The organism is Streptomyces sp. NPDC107765, from assembly GCF_055657085.1.
Genome location: NZ_JBVKBL010000025.1, coordinates 19219 through 37812, shown reverse-complemented (window position 1 = coordinate 37812; position 18594 = coordinate 19219). Strand labels below are relative to the sequence as shown.

Annotated in this window: 14 protein-coding genes and 2 tRNA genes; 12 read left to right on the top strand and 4 right to left on the bottom strand. The window is 69.2% G+C overall.

All coding sequences use genetic code 11. The annotated features are described in order from the left end of the window. Positions 1–86: 86 nt before the first annotated feature. Positions 87–467, bottom strand: a complete 381-nt coding sequence (locus tag ACZ7MX_RS37755; RefSeq protein WP_472138967.1) for an arsenate reductase family protein — start codon at positions 465–467, stop codon at positions 87–89. 107 nt (positions 468–574) lie between these two features. Then, positions 575–645: transfer RNA gene (locus tag ACZ7MX_RS37750), tRNA-Gly, on the bottom strand. 216 nt (positions 646–861) lie between these two features. On the opposite strand from ACZ7MX_RS37750, the gene ACZ7MX_RS37745 reads away from it, so the two are divergent. The 5 genes from ACZ7MX_RS37745 to clpX all read left to right on the top strand — a co-directional run bounded on the left by ACZ7MX_RS37745 (position 862) and on the right by clpX (position 5660). Then, positions 862–938 (top strand) — tRNA-Pro (locus ACZ7MX_RS37745). A 230-nt stretch (positions 939–1168) separates the two neighbouring features. Further along, entirely contained in the window at positions 1169–2560 is a 1392-nt protein-coding gene (gene tig / locus ACZ7MX_RS37740; RefSeq protein WP_472138965.1) for a trigger factor, read from the top strand. A gap of 297 nt (positions 2561–2857) precedes the next feature. After that, positions 2858–3460 carry an ATP-dependent Clp protease proteolytic subunit gene (locus tag ACZ7MX_RS37735; RefSeq protein ID WP_030415517.1) on the top strand — a complete coding sequence of 201 codons (603 nt, stop codon included), beginning with the start codon at positions 2858–2860 and terminating at the stop codon, positions 3458–3460. Between the two features lie 67 nt (positions 3461–3527). Continuing rightward, the gene (locus ACZ7MX_RS37730; protein ID WP_472139033.1) at positions 3528–4205 is read left to right on the top strand and encodes an ATP-dependent Clp protease proteolytic subunit; all 678 of its coding nucleotides are present in this window, start codon (positions 3528–3530) and stop codon (positions 4203–4205) included. Positions 4206–4376: 171 nt separating this feature from the next. Beyond that, positions 4377–5660 (top strand): ATP-dependent Clp protease ATP-binding subunit ClpX, encoded by a 1284-nt coding sequence (gene clpX / locus ACZ7MX_RS37725; protein WP_360942010.1) that lies wholly within the window; start codon positions 4377–4379, stop codon positions 5658–5660. A gap of 682 nt (positions 5661–6342) precedes the next feature. Here clpX and ACZ7MX_RS37720 read toward each other — a convergent pair. Beyond that, positions 6343–7287, bottom strand: coding sequence for a hypothetical protein (locus ACZ7MX_RS37720; RefSeq protein ID WP_472138963.1), 945 nt, complete (start codon positions 7285–7287; stop codon positions 6343–6345). 149 nt (positions 7288–7436) lie between these two features. Here ACZ7MX_RS37720 and ACZ7MX_RS37715 point away from each other — a divergent pair, with 149 nt between their 5' ends. Then, positions 7437–10058, top strand: coding sequence for a valine--tRNA ligase (locus ACZ7MX_RS37715; protein ID WP_472138962.1), 2622 nt, complete (start codon positions 7437–7439; stop codon positions 10056–10058). Here ACZ7MX_RS37715 and ACZ7MX_RS37710 read toward each other — a convergent pair. Continuing rightward, positions 10024–11205 carry a hypothetical protein gene (locus tag ACZ7MX_RS37710; RefSeq protein WP_472139031.1) on the bottom strand — a complete coding sequence of 394 codons (1182 nt, stop codon included), beginning with the start codon at positions 11203–11205 and terminating at the stop codon, positions 10024–10026. The genes ACZ7MX_RS37715 and ACZ7MX_RS37710 overlap by 35 nt on opposite strands. A 307-nt stretch (positions 11206–11512) precedes the next feature. On the opposite strand from ACZ7MX_RS37710, the gene ACZ7MX_RS37705 reads away from it, so the two are divergent. The 6 genes from ACZ7MX_RS37705 (at position 11513) to mreC (ending at position 18594) form a co-directional block, all read left to right on the top strand. After that, complete coding sequence (locus ACZ7MX_RS37705) at positions 11513–12967, top strand: peptidoglycan D,D-transpeptidase FtsI family protein (RefSeq protein WP_472138961.1); 1455 nt, start codon at positions 11513–11515, stop codon at positions 12965–12967. A 102-nt stretch (positions 12968–13069) separates the two neighbouring features. Further along, positions 13070–14584, top strand: coding sequence for a bifunctional tetrahydrofolate synthase/dihydrofolate synthase (gene folC, locus ACZ7MX_RS37700; RefSeq protein ID WP_472138960.1), 1515 nt, complete (start codon positions 13070–13072; stop codon positions 14582–14584). A 2-nt stretch (positions 14585–14586) separates the two neighbouring features. Next, positions 14587–14919, top strand: a complete 333-nt coding sequence (locus ACZ7MX_RS37695) for a DUF4233 domain-containing protein (RefSeq protein ID WP_030812993.1) — start codon at positions 14587–14589, stop codon at positions 14917–14919. A 724-nt stretch (positions 14920–15643) separates the two neighbouring features. After that, positions 15644–16057 (top strand): nucleoside-diphosphate kinase, encoded by a 414-nt coding sequence (ndk, locus tag ACZ7MX_RS37690; protein ID WP_472138958.1) that lies wholly within the window; start codon positions 15644–15646, stop codon positions 16055–16057. A gap of 294 nt (positions 16058–16351) precedes the next feature. Beyond that, complete coding sequence (locus ACZ7MX_RS37685) at positions 16352–17371, top strand: rod shape-determining protein (protein WP_003985182.1); 1020 nt, start codon at positions 16352–16354, stop codon at positions 17369–17371. A gap of 290 nt (positions 17372–17661) precedes the next feature. Beyond that, entirely contained in the window at positions 17662–18594 is a 933-nt protein-coding gene (gene mreC, locus ACZ7MX_RS37680) for a rod shape-determining protein MreC (protein ID WP_030413819.1), read from the top strand.

The following is an 18594-nucleotide window of genomic DNA, read 5'->3' as shown; positions in this document are numbered from 1 at the left end:
ATCCGGCTCCCCGGCCGGCCGCCCGGACGTCCCTCGCGCCCACAAGGCTCCTCAAGGCCCACAAGGCCCCTCAGGGCTCACGACGTTCAGAGGTCCTGTTCGCCCCCGGTCCGCGCCATCGCCTCGCGTACGGCCTCCTCGCTGCGGCCCACCACCGCCGAACCGTCGTCCGCGGTGATGATCGGCCGCTGGATCAGCCGGGGATGACCCGCCAGCGCCGCGATCCACCGCTCGCGCGCGGCTTCGGTGCGCTCCCACCCCCCGAGCCCCAGCTCCTTCGCCTCGGCCTCCTGGGTGCGGGTGATGTCCCACGGTTCCAGCCCCAGCCGGGCCAGGACCGCGCGGAGTTCCTCCGCGCTCGGCGGATCGTCGAGGTACCGGCGGACCGTGTACCGCGCGCCTTCCCCGTTCAGGATGTCGACCGCGGAGCGGCACTTGGAACATGCGGGATTGAGCCAGATCTCCATCCGGCCACTTTATTGAAGCCGCCGCGCCGGTCGCGTGAAGCCCCGGCCGTTCCGGAATGCGGAAAGCGAAAAGCCCCGGGCCGACCGGTCCGGGGCTTTTCCTCAAGAGCGGGCGACGGGAATCGAACCCGCGTAGCTAGTTTGGAAGACTAGGGCTCTACCATTGAGCTACGCCCGCAGGCGCCACAGGTCGTCGGACCTCGGCACGCAGTGCATCCTAGCGGGTCGCGACGGTGTCCCGCACACCCCTTCCCGCGGACGGCGCCCCGCACCGCGTACGCCGGCGCGGGTGTTCCGCCCGCCGCCCGCCGGGCGTGCCCCCGGCCGCTGCCCGGGCCTCGCAATAACTGGCAGCCGTACCGCGTCCGGCCATGTACCCTACGTGTCGCACCGACGGGGTGTGGCGCAGCTTGGTAGCGCGTCCGCTTTGGGAGCGGAAGGTCGTCGGTTCGAATCCGGCCACCCCGACCAGCAGGACCTCTGTCCGACAGGGCCCGTCCAGTGGAGCCCGGCCCCCTGTGGGGCCCGCCCGGACCGTCGGGAGTTCAAGATCCCGTTGTCGGCGTCATCCTCCTTGCGGTTACTATGCAAACTGCGTGCCCGTGTGTCTGTGTACCGGGCGGATCGGCAGGGCCCGGATCAGCCGGGTGCCGGCGGATCTCAAGCAGAACCCCAGAAGTCAGCCCCAAGGAGACCGAACCGTGAAGAGCGCCGTGGAGACCCTGAACCCGACTCGGGTTCGGCTCACTGTCGAGGTGCCCTTCGAGGAGCTCAAGCCCAGCCTCGACGCGGCGTACAAGAAGATCAACCAGCAGGTCACGGTGAAGGGCTTCCGCCAGGGCAAGATCCCGGCGCGCGTCATCGACCAGCGGTTCGGCCGTGGCGCGGTGCTGGAGGAGGCCGTCAACGACGCGCTCCCGAAGTTCTACACCGAAGCGGTCAACGAGGCCGAGCTGAACGTCCTCGGCCAGCCCGAGGTCGACATCACCGAGCTGAAGGACGGCGAGACGCTGAACTTCACCGCTGAGGTCGACATCCGCCCCACCCTGGAGATCCCGGACTACTCCGGCATCGAGGTCGAGGTCGACGCCGTCGAGGTGTCGGACGAGGACGTCGACAAGTCGGTCGAGCAGCTGCGTGAGCGCTTCGCGACCACCAGCCCGGTCGAGCGCGCCGCCCAGGACGGCGACGTGCTGACCGTCAACCTCGAGGCCAAGGTCGACGGCGAGGTCCTGGAGGACGGCGTCGCCGAGGGCGTCACGTACACCGTCGGCTCCGGCGAGCTGCTCGACGGCATCGACGACGCGGTCAAGGGCCTGGAGGCCGGCGGCAGCGCCACCTTCACCTCCGAGCTCAAGGGCGGCTCCGCCCAGGGCAAGGAGGCCGAGGTCACCGTCGAGGTCACCGAGGTCAAGGCCCGCGAACTCCCCGAGCTGGACGACGACTTCGCGCAGCTGGCCAGCGAGTTCGACACCCTTGAGGACCTCAAGGCGGACAGCCGCAAGCGCCTCGCGCAGATGAAGAAGTACGACCAGGCCACCCAGGCCCAGGAGAAGGTCCTGGACGAGCTGCTGAAGCTCGTCGAGGTGCCGATGCCGGAGAAGCTGCTCGCGGACGAGATCCAGACCCGCAAGCACAACCTGGAGCACCACCAGCTCGGCCAGATGGGTCTCGACCTCGCGAAGTACCTGGAGATCCAGGGCAAGACCGAGGAAGAGTTCGACGCCGAGACCAAGGAGCAGGCGGAGAAGGGCATCAAGACCCAGTTCATCCTGGACGAGCTGGTCAACAAGGAGAAGCTGAACGTCAGCCAGGAGGAGCTCACCGAGCACCTCATGCGCCGCGCCCAGTCCTCCGGCATGTCCCCCGACCAGTTCGCCCAGGCCGTCGTCGAGGGCGGCCAGGTGCCGATGCTCGTCGGTGAGGTCGCCCGCGGCAAGGCCCTCGCGGTCGTCGTCGAGGCCGCCACGGTCAAGGACACCAACGGCGAGGTCGTCGACCTCGACGACGAGGACGAGACGGCCGAGACCGTCGAGGCCGAGGCTGCCGAGGGTGCCGGGACCGAGGCTGCGGACGAGAAGCCCGAGGCGTAGGCCCCGGCCGTCCCGCGACCCGCGCAGAACGACTGATCAACGGGCCCGAACACGCACGTCCGCGTGTTCGGGCCCGTCCGTCGTACCGGCCGGTGAGCCTGCGCTCACAGCGAACAGTTGACAATGCGGGATGGCGTTGTCCGACCTGCGCGTTAGGGTCCGTAGATACGAGGGCAGGGGAGTCCCTGAAACCGCGCCGGGGCGACATACGGCGCCCGAATCCCCGCGCCCCAGAAGACGACGCTGTGACGGCCCCGAGCCGTCCGACAACGAGCAGGTGGACACGTGACGATCCCGATGCCTTCCGCCGCCGCTGAGCCGACCTTCGGTGGCCTCGGCGACCAGGTCTACAACCGGCTGCTCGGCGAGCGGATCATCTTCCTCGGCCAGCCGGTCGACGACGACATCGCCAACAAGATCACCGCGCAGCTGCTTCTCCTCGCCGCGGACCCGGACAAGGACATCTTCCTCTACATCAACTCCCCGGGCGGCTCGATCTCGGCCGGCTTGGCGATCTACGACACCATGCAGTACATCAAGAACGACGTGGTGACGATCGCGATGGGCCTCGCGGCCTCCATGGGCCAGTTCCTGCTGAGCGCCGGCACGCCGGGCAAGCGCTTCGCGCTGCCGAACGCCGAGATCCTCATCCACCAGCCCTCCGCGGGCCTGGCCGGCTCCGCGTCGGACATCAAGATCCACGCCGAGCGGCTGCTGCACACCAAGAAGCGGATGGCGGAGCTGACGGCCTTCCACACCGGTCAGACGGTCGAGCGGATCACCCAGGACTCCGACCGCGACCGCTGGTTCTCCGCCGATGAGGCCAAGGAGTACGGCCTCATCGACGAGGTGATGACCTCCGCCGCCGGCGTTCCGGGCGGGGGCGGCACCGGGGCCTGAGCCCCGTACCACTCGCCCCTCAGCCACCCCAGCCCACTTGATCGCCACCAGGACGGTGAACACCACGATGAACAACTTCCCCGGCAGCGGCCTCCACCAGCGCCCGGAGTCAGAGTTTTCCGGCGCCCGCGCGGAGTCCCGATACATCGTCCCGCGCTTCGTCGAGCGCACGTCCCAGGGTGTGCGCGAGTACGACCCGTACGCGAAGCTGTTCGAGGAGCGAGTGATCTTCCTCGGCGTGCAGATCGACGACGCCTCGGCCAACGACGTCATGGCGCAGCTGCTGTGCCTGGAGTCGATGGACCCGGACCGCGACATCTCGATCTACATCAACAGCCCCGGCGGCTCGTTCACGGCGCTCACGGCCATCTACGACACGATGCAGTTCGTGAAGCCGGACATCCAGACGGTCTGCATGGGCCAGGCGGCCTCCGCCGCGGCCGTGCTGCTCGCGGCCGGTACGCCCGGCAAGCGGATGGCGCTGCCGAACGCCCGGGTGCTGATCCACCAGCCGTACAGCGAGACCGGCCGCGGTCAGGTCTCCGACCTGGAGATCGCCGCCAACGAGATCCTGCGGATGCGCACCCAGCTGGAGGACCTGCTGGCCAAGCACTCCTCGACGCCCATCGAGAAGATCCGCGATGACATCGAGCGTGACAAGATTCTGACCGCCGAGGAGTCCCTGGCGTACGGTCTGGTCGACCAGATCGTCTCGACGCGCAAGTCGTCCGTCTCGATCGGCTAGCGGTTTCGCGCACAACGCGCCGGAGCGTTGCCTCCTTGGACCGGTTCGGGATCGAGTGAACCGAGTCGGTCCAAGGGGGGCCCGTACGGGGGGCCCGGCAAGGTACCGTCGATAGGCAAGCACCCGGGTCCGTTGGAGCAATGCGGATCCCAGGCGAAGGGGAAGCACCTCGTGGCACGCATCGGTGACGGCGGCGACCTGCTCAAGTGCTCATTCTGCGGAAAGAGCCAGAAGCAGGTGAAGAAGCTCATCGCGGGACCTGGTGTGTACATCTGCGACGAGTGCATCGATCTCTGCAACGAGATCATCGAGGAGGAGCTCGCCGAGACCTCCGAGGTGCGGTGGGAAGAGCTTCCCAAGCCCCGGGAGATCTACGAGTTCCTGAACGGCTACGTCGTCGGCCAGGAGCCCGCAAAGAAGGCGCTGTCGGTCGCCGTCTACAACCACTACAAGCGGGTCCAGGCGGGCGAGAACGGCCCCGGCCGCGGCGACGAAGGCATCGAGCTCGCCAAGTCCAACATCCTGCTGCTCGGCCCCACCGGCTCCGGCAAGACCCTGCTCGCGCAGACCCTCGCCCGGATGCTGAACGTCCCCTTCGCGTTCGCCGACGCCACCGCCCTGACGGAGGCCGGATACGTCGGCGAGGACGTCGAGAACATCCTCCTCAAGCTGATCCAGGCCGCGGACTTCGACATCAAGAAGGCCGAGACCGGCATCATCTACATCGACGAGATCGACAAGGTCGCCCGGAAGAGCGAAAACCCGTCGATCACCCGTGACGTCTCCGGTGAGGGCGTCCAGCAGGCCCTCCTGAAGATCCTGGAGGGCACCACCGCCTCCGTCCCGCCCCAGGGCGGCCGTAAGCACCCGCACCAGGAATTCATCCAGATCGACACCACGAACGTCCTCTTCATCGTCGGCGGTGCCTTCGCCGGCCTGGAGAAGATCATCGAGGCCCGGTCCGGCGCCAAGGGCATCGGCTTCGGCGCGACGATCCGCTCCAAGCGGGAGATCGAGTCCAAGGACCAGCTCCAGGACGTCATGCCGGAGGACCTGGTCAAGTTCGGCATGATCCCCGAGTTCATCGGCCGGCTCCCGGTCCTCACCTCGGTCCACAACCTCGACCGCGAGGCGCTCCTGCAGATCCTCGTCGAGCCGCGCAACGCGCTCGTCAAGCAGTACAAGCGCCTCTTCGAACTCGATGGTGTGGAGCTCGACTTCGACCGCCCGGCCCTGGAGGCCATCGCCGACCAGGCGATCCTGCGCGGCACCGGCGCCCGCGGCCTGCGCGCCATCATGGAGGAGGTCCTCCAGGCGGTGATGTACGAAATCCCGTCCCGCAAGGACGTCGCCCGCGTCGTCATCACCGAGGACGTCGTCCACTCCAACGTGAACCCGACCCTCGTCCCCCGCACCCGCGGCGACTCGGGCGAGCCCCAGGAGAAGAGCGCGTAGGCCGCGCCCTTCCACGACGGACATACGAGAGCCGCCCGGCAGCTGCTGCCGGGCGGCTCTCGTGTTCACCGACTTCGGAACAGTCGTTTAGTTCTTGAGCCCTAGCTCGCAGGCCTTCATGGCGTGTTCCGGCTTGACGTGTATCTGCATCAGTATGCTCCGGCAGAGACCGAGGTTCGCGCTTCGTACCAATATGTTGCCGCTCCCCACCAGGCTGCAGGCCTGTTGCACTTTAGGCCCTACCTTGTACCCATCGGCGAGATACGTGGTGCAGTGCTTGGTGTTTGCCTGAGCCGGCGCGCTGGCGATGACCGGTAGCGCACCTGCTGCCAGAACTACTCCGGTCGCTGCGACCAGGCGACGAATTGCGTTGCCCATGACAACCCCCTGTTGTTGATCTTTCAGTCGAGGGGAACGTATCAGCTGTAGTGTCCCGTTTCGCTGACGTGTGTGGGATTTTGGCCAACGTTCCTCAGGCACACAGGTTCGCCGCCGCATCTGGGGCAGAGGTGCTCACTGGAAGCCTGGCCCCGATGCGTAAGGGGCTTGTCAACCGGCTCTTCGAACGGTCTCGAACCGATACTGCAACCGCCCGGCACCGAGCAAGCTGCCGGGCGGCTCTCGTATGCAACGGGCGCGGTTCCGTGCCGCCGTCCCCCACAAACGGCGCACGGGGTGTCGGCTACTTCTCCTTGCGGACCTCGTTGCGGACCTTGGCGACCTTCTCCGAGAGTTCCTCGGCGCCGGGGGTGGTGGCCGAGCCGCCGCCGTTGGGGTTGGGCGCGGCCATCATCTGGACGACGCCGATGGCGCTGCTGTCGCCCCAGATGCAGGTGGAGGCCGTGACGGGCACGGACATACCGGCCTGTGACAGGGTGAACTTCTGGGTCCGGCACTTCATCACCGCGCCGTCGAAGTCGTCCGGCGAGTACTCGGTCGTCGGCGTGACGTCCTCGATCTTGGCGCCCTTGGTGGACTTCTTCTGGTTCTCGTCGACCTTGGCGTACATCTGGCTGACGGTGCCCTCGGGGTCGGCGATGTTGCCGTACACGCCGATCACCTGCATGCGCAGGCCGCCGTCGGCCGTATAGGCGCCCTGGACGCCCTTGCTGTTGGTGATGCCGAGCGCCTTGGCTTCCTTGTCGTTGGTGAGGTCCTCGATGTCCGAGGATGTGCCGGGCGTCGTCTGCTTGTGGAACTGCCCGCTCAACAAGCTGTTCGGCAGCGAGATCGTGTAAGGCTTCACGTCCCCGCCCGAGCCGAAGACGAAGTAAGCGCCGACGCCGATGGCCGCGACGACGGCGACGGCGCCGATGATCAGGCCGATCTTCTTGCCGTTGCCGCCGGACTCCTCGGGGCCCTGGGGGATGACGCCGTAGGGGGTCTGCTGGCCGCCGTACGGGGGCTGCTGGCCGTAGGCGGGCTGGGCGGGCTGCTGGGGGTAGCCGTAGCCGGGCTGAGGGGCCTGCTGGGGGTAGCCGTAGCCCTGCTGCGGAGGCACCGGGCCGCCCTGCTGCGGATAGCCGTAACCGGGCTGGGGGGCCGGCGGCTGCTGCGGCTGGCCGTACGGACCGGGCTGCTGGGGCTGCTGGCCGTACGGGCCGGGAGGCGGCTGGTTGAAGCTCATGGAGCGGTTCCCCTCGTGACAACTGAGAACAGTTGAAGTTCTGCGATGTTTATGCGCTGCCGACATCCTGTACGACGGCTCCGACAGCCGTTGCCCCGGGGGCGAAACCGATTCGAAGCTGGTACATGGGCGCCCGTACACTGTCCGTCGTGACCGAGAACACTCAGCAGAGCAAGCACAGCGCCCCCGAACTGCCGACTCAGTACACGCCGGCCGATGTAGAGGGGCCGCTGTACGAGCGCTGGGTAGAGCGGGGCTACTTCGAGGCGGACGAGAAGAGCGACAAGCCGCCGTACACGATCGTCATCCCCCCGCCGAACGTCACCGGCAGCCTCCACCTGGGCCACGCCTTCGAGCACACGCTGATCGACGCCCTCACCCGCCGCAAGCGGATGCAGGGCTACGAGACGCTGTGGCAGCCGGGCATGGACCACGCCGGTATCGCCACCCAGAACGTCGTCGAGCGCGAGCTCGCCAAGGAGGGCGTCTCGCGGCACGACCTCGGCCGGGAGGCGTTCGTCGAGCGGGTCTGGCAGTGGAAGAACGAGTCCGGTGGGCAGATCAGCGGTCAGATGCGGCGGCTCGGTGACGGTGTCGCCTGGTCGCGTGAGCGGTTCACGATGGACGAGGGTCTGTCCAAGGCCGTCCAGACGATCTTCAAGCGGCTCTACGACGACGAGCTGATCTACCGTGCCGAGCGCATCATCAACTGGTGCCCGCGCTGTCTGACCGCCATCTCGGACATCGAGGTCGAGTACCAGGACGACGACGGCGAGCTGGTCTCCATCCGGTACGGCGAGGGTGACGCGTCGATCGTGGTCGCCACCACCCGCGCCGAGACGATGCTCGGCGACACCGCGGTCGCGGTCCACCCGGAGGACGAGCGGTACGCCCATCTCGTCGGTACCGAGATCGAGTTGCCGCTGACCGGCCGGCGGATCCCGGTCGTCGCGGACGAGCACGTCGACCCGGAGTTCGGCACCGGCGCCGTCAAGGTCACCCCGGCGCACGACCCCAACGACTTCGAGATCGGGCGGCGGCACGGCCTCGCGAACCTGGCCGTCCTCGACGAGCGGGGCGTCATCACGGCGCACGGCCCGTTCCAGGGCCTGGACCGCTTCGAGGCCCGTTCCGCGATCGTCGGGGCGCTGCGCGCCGAGGGCCGGATCGTCGCCGAGAAGCGCCCGTACACCCACTCCGTCGGGCACTGCTCGCGCTGCAAGACGACCATCGAGCCGCGGCTGTCGATGCAGTGGTGGGTCAAGGTCGGCCCGCTGGCGAAGGCGGCCGGGGACGCGGTCCGGGACGGCAAGGTCGCGATCCACCCCAAGGAGATGGAGTCGCGGTACTTCGGCTGGGTGGACAACCTCCACGACTGGTGCATCTCCCGGCAGTTGTGGTGGGGTCACCGCATTCCGGTCTGGTACGGGCCGAACGGCGAGGTCGTCTGCGTCGGACCGGACGAGGAGCCGCCGGGCGGCGAGGGCTGGCACCAGGACACCGACGTCCTGGACACCTGGTTCTCGTCGGGCCTGTGGCCGTTCTCCACGCTCGGCTGGCCCGAACGGACCCCGAGCGTCGAGAAGTTCTACCCGAACTCCGTCCTGGTCACCGGCTACGACATCCTGTTCTTCTGGGTCGCCCGGATGATGATGTTCGGGCTGTACGCGATGGACGGCACCCCGCCGTTCCACACCATCGCGCTGCACGGCATGGTCCGTGACCAGTTCGGCAAGAAGATGTCCAAGTCCTTCGGGAACGCGGTCAATCCGCTGGACTGGATGGACGCCTACGGATCGGACGCCGTCCGGTTCACCCTCGCCCGCGGCGCCAACCCGGGTGTCGACGTGCCGATCGGCGAGGACTGGGTCCAGGGCTCCCGCAACTTCGCCAACAAGATCTGGAACGCCACCCGCTTCGCGCTCATGAACGGCGCGACGGTGGAGGGCGAACTCCCGCCCGCCGAAGCGCTGTCGGCGACCGACCGGTGGATCCTCTCCCGGCTGAACTCGGTCGTCGCCGAGGTCGACGCGTACTACGACGACTACCAGTTCGCGAAGCTGTCGGACACCCTCTTCCACTTCGCCTGGGACGAGGTCTTCGACTGGTACGTCGAGCTGTCCAAGACCACCTTCATGGCCGGCGGGCCGGCCGCCGAGGCGTCCCGCCGGGTCCTGGGCGAGGTCCTGGACGTCACGCTGCGGCTGCTGCACCCGGTCGTCCCGTTCGTCACCGAGACGCTGTGGACGACGCTGACCGGCGGTGAGTCGCTCGTCATCGCCGAGTGGCCTGCGGACTCGGGCTTCCGCGACGCGGCCGCGGAGCAGGAGATCGAGACCGTTCAGCAGGTCGTCACCGAGGTCCGCCGGTTCCGCTCCGACCAGGGGCTGCAGCCCGGCCAGAAGGTCCCGGCCCGGCTGGACCTGTCCGGTACGGCGCTGGCGCCGCACGAGGCCGCGATGCGGGCGCTGCTGCGGCTGCAGCCGGCCGGTGACGGCTTCCACGCCACCGCCTCGCTGCCGGTCGCGGGCGCCACGGTCGCGCTGGACCTGTCCGGCGCCATCGACGTCGAGGCGGAGCGCAAGCGGCTGACGAAGGACCTGGCCGCCGCCGAGAAGGAGAGGGCGCAGGCCACCGCCAAGCTCGGCAACGAGGCGTTCCTCGCCAAGGCGCCCGAGAAGGTCGTGGACAAGATCCGCGGCCGGCTGGGCACCGCGGAGGCCGACATCGAGCGGATCACCGCGCAGCTGGCGGCTCTGCCCCAGGCGTAGCACCGTTCCACGCCGCAGGCCCCTCGTCCGTACGGGCGGGGGGCCTGCGCCGTCCCCGCCCCCGTCCCCGCTCCCCCCGTTCGCGGACCGGCCAGAGCAGCACATACGCCGTGGAGACCGCCACGAAGCCCAGCCGGATCAGGCCGCGGACCGAGTCGTCGGGGACCGCGAAGACGCTGCCGTAGAGGACCAGCAGCGCCAGCCAGCTCCACCAGGGCACCAGGCGGCGCTGGCCGATCACGTCCCACAGCAGGGTGCCGAGCAGCACCGACGCCGTGTAGTACGTGTAGACGCTGGGGTCGAGGACGATCCGGGCGTTGGCGCCGAGCAGGACCACGGCCGCCCAGCGGCCCCGCCAGACGGCGATCGTGCCCAGCGTCAGCCCCAGGGCGGCCTGCGCCGGGCGGTCCCAGCCGGGCGTCTCCGGATCGCCGACGCCCAGCCAGCGCAGCGCGGACGCCGGATGATTGGGGATGGCGAACTTCGCCGCGGCGAACGACTGCGGGTCCCCGAGGAAGAACGGCAGCCAGGCGACGGCGACCAGGCCCGCGCACCACAGGCCGGCCCGCAGCCACTTCTCCCGCGGCAGCGCGAGCAGCAGCGGGACGAAGGCCAGGGCGGTGGGCTTGGAATCCATCGCCAGGGCCAGGAAAGCGCCGGTGAGGGCGGCGTCGCCGCGGGTGACGGCGCGTACCGCGAGGGCGGTGAAGAACAGGGCGAGGACGTCGTCGAGGTGCCCGAAGCGGACCGCGACCTCGATCCACATCGGGATGAAGGCCAGCCCGGCGATCAGGACGCGCTGCCGCAGCCGCTGGTGGTTGGTGCCGGTGCCCAGGAAGTGGTGGGCCGCGCTGCGCCCGGCCAGGACCACTATGACCAGCCCCAGCAGCGACATCAGGGCCGCGGCGAGGAACTGGCCGGTGGCCTCGGGGAAGGGGTTGAACAGCCCGGCGGTTAGGAAGCTGATCGGGCCCATCTGGAGCTCGGGGTGGTGCGCGTAGAGGTTGAGGCCGCCGGTGCCGTCGCCCGCGGTGCCCTGGTAGATCAGCTCGCCGCCGGTGCGCAGGTAGTGCCAGGAGAATCCGCCGTGCGGTTCGACGACCGCGAACCACAGGGCGGTCCAGGCGGTGAGCAGCACCAAATGCATCCGCTGACTGATTGCCGGCACGCCTGTTCAGCTCCTGCTTTCCCGTTGGCCGTCGTCCTGTTGCGCGCTCCCGTGGGCCGTGCTGTCGCCTTTGGGGTGCGCGGGAGCCGCACAGCCCGCCGTGGAAGAGGGCGAAGCGGGACAGAAAGTTGTCCCGGCCGGTCAGGTCCGGCCGATTCGGCCCGTTAAGACCGTTCTCATCGCGTTCTCATGAAGGCGAGGCACGGTGGACCGGAATGCCGGATGCCGGATGCCGGATGCCGGAGTCCGGCGGAAACCGCCCGCCCCGTCCCAGGAGCCGCGTCCCATGAACAAGCCACTGCGCCGGGCCTCGGTGTTCTGCCTCGCCCTGATAGTGGCGCTGATGGGCTGGGTCACCTGGATCCAGGGCGCGAAGGCCAGCGATTACAAGGAGGACTCGCACAATCCGCGGGTGGCCATCGGCAAGTACGCGGCACCGCTGGGCAACATCCTCGTCGGCGGCGAACCGGTCACCGGCTCCGCCGCCACCCCTTCCACCCTCAAGTACAAGCGCACCTACAAGGACGGCTCGCTCTACGCCCCGGTGACCGGCTTCACCTCGCAGATCTTCGGCAGCAATCAGCTGGAGAGCCTCTACGGCAACCTCCTCGACGGCTCCGACAGCCGGCTGCAGAGCCCCGCCGACGCGCTGACCCGCACCAGGGCCAAGGGCGGCGACGTGGCCACCACCATCGACGCCAAGGTGCAGAAGGCCGGCTACCAGGCGCTGGACGGCAAGAAGGGCGCAGCCGTCGCCCTCGACCCGGCCACCGGGCGGATCCTCGGCATGGTCAGCACCCCGTCGTACGACCCGGGGAAGTTCGCCGGGTCCTCCTCCGCCGACCAGAAGGCGTGGCAGCGGATGTCCGGCGACGGGGACCACCCCGAGGTCAACCGGGCGCTGCGGCAGCCGCTGCCGCCCGGCTCCACCTTCAAGCTGGTGGTCGCCGCGGCCGCGCTGGAGAACGGCCTGTACTCCTCGGTCGACGAGCACACCGACAGCCCCGACCCGTACCCCCTCCCGCACACCCGCACCACGCTGAAGAACGAGAACACCGCCGCGCCCTGCAAGAACGCGACCCTCCGCACCGCGCTGCGGTACTCCTGCAACACCGTCTTCGCGAAGATGGCCGTCGACCTGGGCAAGGACAAGGTCAAGGCCCAGGCCGAGAAGTTCGGCTTCAACGACGGCAAGGTGGACACCCCGGTGCGCGCCGCCAAGAGCGTCTACCCGGACGACATGGACCAGGGGCAGACCGCGCTGTCGGGGATCGGCCAGTTCAACGACCAGGCGACCCCGCTCCAGATGGCGATGGTCTCCTCGGCCATCGCCAACGGGGGCGAGCTGAAGAGCCCGCAGCTGGTCGACCGGCTGACCGACGGCGGCGGCAACACCGTCCAGCAGAACGAGCCGGCGGCCTACCGCGGCGGCCGGACCATGTCGGGCCGGACCGCCGCCCAGCTGCGGTCCGCGATGCAGACGGTGGTGGACCAGGGCACCGGCTCGAACGCGAAGATCGGCGGGCTGACCGTCGGCGGCAAGACCGGCACCGCCCAGCACGGCGTCGACAACAGCGGTACGCCCTACGCCTGGTTCGTCTCGTACGCGGAGGACGGCAACGGGCACCAGGTGGCGGTGGCCGTGATGGTCGAGGACGGCCACGCCGCCCGCAACGAGGTCTCCGGCAACGACCTGGCGGCCCCCGTGGCGCGGGCGATGATGAAGGCAGCACTGGGGTAGCGCACCGGGTAACGGGGGCTTCCCGGCGGGCCGGCGCGGCGCGCGGCAGGCGGGGGGCGACGCAGCGCGGCGCTGTCACAGGTGCCTCGTAGACTTGTCGTCGTGAGCGAGCGCCCCCGAAACGACGACCCCGAGCCGACCGACGCCTTCGACGAACTGGTCGAGGCGGAGACCGACAGAGACCCCGATCTGGCGGTGATCGAGGCCGGCAGCCGGACCCTGCGCGCCCAGGCGGGACCGCCGCAGGGGGACCAGATCCCCGCCCGGCCGGCCGATCCCGAGGTCGACCGCGCGCTGCGGGCCGTCGAGGAGGAGCTGGCGGGCCGCTGGGGCGAGACCAAGCTCGACCCGTCGGTGAAGCGGATCGTGGCGCTGCTGGACGTCCTGGGCTCGCCCCAGCGGGCGTACCCGTCCATCCACATCACCGGCACGAACGGCAAGACCAGCACCGCCCGCATGATCGAGGCGCTGCTGGGCGCCTTCGACCTGCGCACCGGCCGGTACACCAGCCCGCACGTCCAGTCGATCACGGAGCGGATCAGCCTGGACGGCAGCCCGATCTCCGCCGAGCGCTTCATCGAGACGTACCGGGACATCGCGCCCTACCTGGAGATGATCGACGGCCAGCAGGAGTACCGCCTGTCGTTCTTCGAGGTGCTGACGGCCATGGCCTTCGCCGCCTTCGCGGACGCCCCGGTGGACGTCGCGGTCGTCGAGGTCGGCATGGGCGGCACCTGGGACGCGACGAACGTGATCGACGGCGACGTCGCCGTGATCACCCCCATCTCCCTGGACCACACCGACCGCCTCGGTGAGACGCCCGAGCAGATCGCCGGCGAGAAGTCCGGGATCATCAAGAAGGACGCCACGGTCGTGCTGGCCCAGCAGCCGGTCGACGCGGCGTCGGTGATGCTCAAGCGCGCGGTCGAGGTGGACGCCACGGTCGCCCGTGAGGGCATGGAGTTCGGGGTGCTCTCCCGTGAGGTCGCGGTCGGCGGGCAGATGCTGACGCTGCGCGGCCTGGGCGGCGAGTACCCGGAGATCTTCCTCCCGCTGTACGGCGCCCACCAGGCGCACAACGCCGCGGTGGCGCTCGCCGCGGTCGAGGCGTTCTTCGGCGTGGGCTCGGACCACGCCCGCACGCTCGACATCGACACCATCCGCTCCGCGTTCGCCGCGGTCGCCTCGCCGGGCCGGATGGAGGTCGTCCGCCGCAGCCCCACGGTCGTGCTGGACGCCGCACACAACCCCGCGGGCGCCCGGGCCGCGGCCGAGGCGGTCACCGAGGCATTCGGCTTCAGCCGGCTGATCGGCGTCGTCGGCACCAGCGACGACAAGGACGTCCGCGGAGTCCTGGAGGCGTTCGAGCCGATCTTCGCCGAGATCGTGGTGACGCGTAATTCCAGCCATCGTGCGATGGATCCGGACGAGCTTGCGGCCGTCGCGGTGGAGGTCTTCGGCGCCGAACGGGTCCAGGTCGAACCGCGGCTCGACGACGCCCTGGAGGCGGCGATCACCCTCGCGGAGGAAGAGGGCGAGTTCTCCGGCGCCGGCGTGCTGGTGACGGGCTCGGTGATCACGGTCGGCGAGGCCCGACTGCTGCTGGGAAGGAACTGACCATGCGCACGCTCTGCGCGGGCACCCTGATAGGCGAATTCTTCGTGATCGGCTTCGCCGGCCTGGTCGCGATGCAGCTGACGGACATCCCGACGGCCACGATCTGGACGGTCAGCGGCATCGCGATGCTGCTGAGCCTCCTGCTGTGCGGCATGCTGACCCGCCCCGGCGGCGTCCAGCTCGGCTGGGCCCTCCAGATCGCCCTCATCGCCAGCGGCTTCGTCATCCCCACGATGTTCTTCCTCGGCGCCGTCTTCGCCGCCCTGTGGTGGGCCTCGGTCCACTTCGGCCGCAAGGTGGACGCGGCGAAGGCGGCTGCCGCTGCCGCTGCCTGATTTGCCCACGTACTCGGCTGCAGCGCCGTGGTCGTTGCTCGCCGGTGCGCTTTGCGGCGCCCCGCACGTACTCGTCATTCCCGCCGTGGGGCTGGGTCGCCGTTGCGCCTGCGGCGGGCTGGGTGGGTGGTGGGTGCGGTGACGGGCCTGCGGGGCCTTGTTCGTGGACTGCTGACGCTTTACGTCCACGAACAAGGCCCCTCCGGCCCGTCACCTCCCGTTGGGGGAGTGTGCGGGTGCGTGGGGGCGCGCGTCGTTGCGTGAACACCTGGTGTCGTGAGGTTTTGGGAATGCCTCGCCCAGCCCGTTTGGTTGTGGCCCCGCAGGGGGCCCTTGCGACCCTTACGGGTTCTGTTCGACCATCCCGTAGGGGTAGCCAGGCCCCCTTGCATGCCTCAACGTCCACCCCCACGCACCGCATTCCCCTCCCTCAACGGGAGGGGACGGGCCGGAGGGGCCGGTTGTGTGGACGTAAAGCGTCAGCAGTCCACACAACCGGCCCCGGAGGCCCGTCACCGCACCCGACACCCACCCAGCCCGCCGCAGGCGCAACGGCGAACAACACCCGCGGCGCCGCAGACAGCCACGTGCGGGGCGCCGCAAAGCGCAACGGCGAGCGAGCCCCGCGGCGGGACAGACAGGTACGTGGGAGGCACCGCAAAGCGCACCGGTACGTGGGGGTAGCCTCAACCGCACTGCACGCCTACCCCCAAGGAGCCGTACCGTGAGCCAGCGCACCCTCGTCCTTCTCAAGCCCGACGCCGTCAAGCGCGGCCTGGTCGGCGAGATCATCGGCCGGATCGAGCGGAAGGCCGGCTGGACGATCAGCGCGCTGGAGCTCCGTACCCTCGACCGGGCGATCCTGGAGCAGCACTACGCCGAGCACGTCGGCCGGGACTTCTACGAGCCGCTGGTCGCGTTCATGTCGTCCGGCCCGGTCGTCGCGATGGTCGTCGTGGGGGAGCGGGTGATCGAGGGCGTGCGTGCGCTGGCCGGTCCGACTGACCCGATTGCCGCGCCGAGTGGGTCCATTCGTGGGGACTTCGGAACGATCACCCGGGAGAATCTGATCCATGCCTCGGATTCCGAAGAGTCCGCAGAGCGTGAGATCAAGATTTTCTTCCCCGGTATTTCCTGACGTTTCATCAGCTGCACACCCCTCGTGACCAGGGGCGACCGACAAATTCATCGGTCGCCCTTTGGTGTATGCGACACGATCGGGGGAACGCATCACCGCGACACGACGTCACCATTGAGGGGGGCGGGTACGTGTACGGCTGACAATGGCGAAACAGCCTCCCGACGTGTTCGAGTGGGTGCACTACGAACTACGATGGAGGCTTCCGCGCCGCAGTGCGCACCACCTCCTGCCGACCTCCAGTAAGCATTCGCTCCAGTTGGGAAGGCCAGACGTATCCTCATGGGGAACAACATGTCGTTCATCGGCCGTGACATGGCTGTCGACCTCGGGACCGCCAACACGCTGGTGTACGTCAGGGGCCGCGGAATCGTCCTCAACGAACCGTCGGTCGTGGCCATCAACACCAACACCGGGGGCATCCTCGCGGTGGGCGCCGAGGCCAAGAAGATGATCGGGCGCACGCCCGGCAACATCGTTGCCGTACGGCCCCTGAAGGACGGCGTGATCGCCGACTTCGAGATCACCGAGCGGATGCTCCGCTACTTCATCCTGAAGATCCACAAGCGTCGTTACCTGGCCCGGCCGCGGGTCGTGGTGTGCGTTCCCTCCGGTATCACGGGAGTTGAGCGCCGCGCGGTCATCGAGGCGTCGACCCAGGCCGGCGCGCGCCAGGTACACATCATCGAGGAGCCGATGGCCGCCGCCATCGGGTCCGGACTGCCGGTCCACGAGGCCACCGGCAACATGGTCGTGGACATCGGCGGCGGTACGACCGAGGTCGCCGTCATCTCGCTCGGCGGGATCGTCACCGCCCAGTCGATCCGGGTGGCCGGCGACGAGCTCGACAACGCGATCATCCAGCACATCAAGAAGGAGTACAGCCTTCTGCTGGGCGAGCGCACCGCCGAGAGCATCAAGATCACCATCGGCTCGGCGTACGACCTGGAACAGGACGAGCACACCGAGATCCGCGGCCGCGACCTGGTCTCCGGCCTGCCCAAGACCGTGGTCATCTCGGCCGCCGAGGTCCGCAAGGCCATCGAGGAACCGGTCAACTCCATCGTCGACGCGGTCAAGACGACCCTCGACAAGTGCCCGCCGGAGCTGTCCGGTGACGTCATGGACCGCGGCATCGTGCTCACCGGAGGCGGCGCCCTGCTCCGCGGCCTCGACGAGCGGCTGCGCCGCGAGACCGGTATGCCCATCCACATCGCCGAGGACCCGCTGGACTCGGTGGCCCTCGGTTCCGGCAAGTGCGTGGAGGAGTTCGAGGCGCTGCAGCAGGTCCTCGACTCCCAGCCGCGCAGGTAACACCCCGGTTCCCGGCCCCGCCGCGGCCGCCCTGCGGCGTCCGCGGCGGTCGGGCACCATGGCGAGTGCGGCCCGTCCGTCCGGCGGGCCGCTCCGTACCGGCGGTCCCGGTCGTTGATACGGATCGTTGCCGCGAATCGCTGATATACAGGCACAACATCCCGACAGACACGGTGCCCTGACGCTTCACCACCGGGCCCGTCACAGCAAGGCACAACGCTCAACTCCCGAACGAGACCGGCGGGGCCCGCAGCCGGCCGGTCCTACGAGGAAGGACACGGCCGCCGCACGTGAGGGACACACGAGAGAGCCGGCTGCTGCTGGTGCTGCTGGTCGCGATCGCGTTCGCGCTGATCACGGTCGACATCCGCGGCGGCGAACAGTCCCCGCTCGATGGCGCCCGGCAGGCCGCGGCCGCCGCCTTCGGCCCCGTCGAGGCCGGTGTCGCCCGCGTCGTCGACCCGGTCGGCAACGCCGTCAGCGCCGTACGGGACTCCGGCCGGCGGCACAGCAGGATCGCCCAGTTGCAGCACGAGAACGAGGCGCTGAAGGCCAAGCTCGGCTCCTCCGACCGCAACCGCAACCGGGCCCGGGAACTCGACAAGATCCTCAAGACCGCCGGCACCGGCCAGTACGCCATCAAGGGCGCCCAGGTGATCGCCATCGGCTCGGCCCAGGGCTTCTCCTGGACCATCACCATCGACGCCGGCAGCCGGGACGGCATCGCCCGCGACATGACCGTCCTCAACGGCGACGGGCTGGTCGGCCGGGTCACCACCGTCGGCCCCGACACCTCCACCGTCCTGCTGGCCGCCGACCCCGACTTCACCGTCGGCACCCGCATGGAGAAGACCAACGAGATCGGCTTCGCCAACGGGCAGGGCGTCCGCTCGCTGCGTGTCCAGCTGCTCAACGGCCGGGCCACCGTCAAGAAGGGCGACCGCCTGGTCACCTTCGGCTCCAGCAAGGACAAGCCCTTCGTCCCCGGCGTGCCGGTCGGCCGGGTCGTCAAGGTCGAGCCCTCCAACGGCGATCTGACCCGTACCCTCCAGGTCCGGCCGTTCGTCTCGTTCTCCCAGCTCGACATCGTCGGCGTCGTCGTGCAGCCGCCCCGCCAGGACCCGCGGGACACCGTCCTGCCGCCCGCGCCGGCCAAGCCCAAGCCGACGCCGACGGTCACCGTCACGGCCACGCCCTCCGCGAGCGCCTCCCCCAGGAGCTGA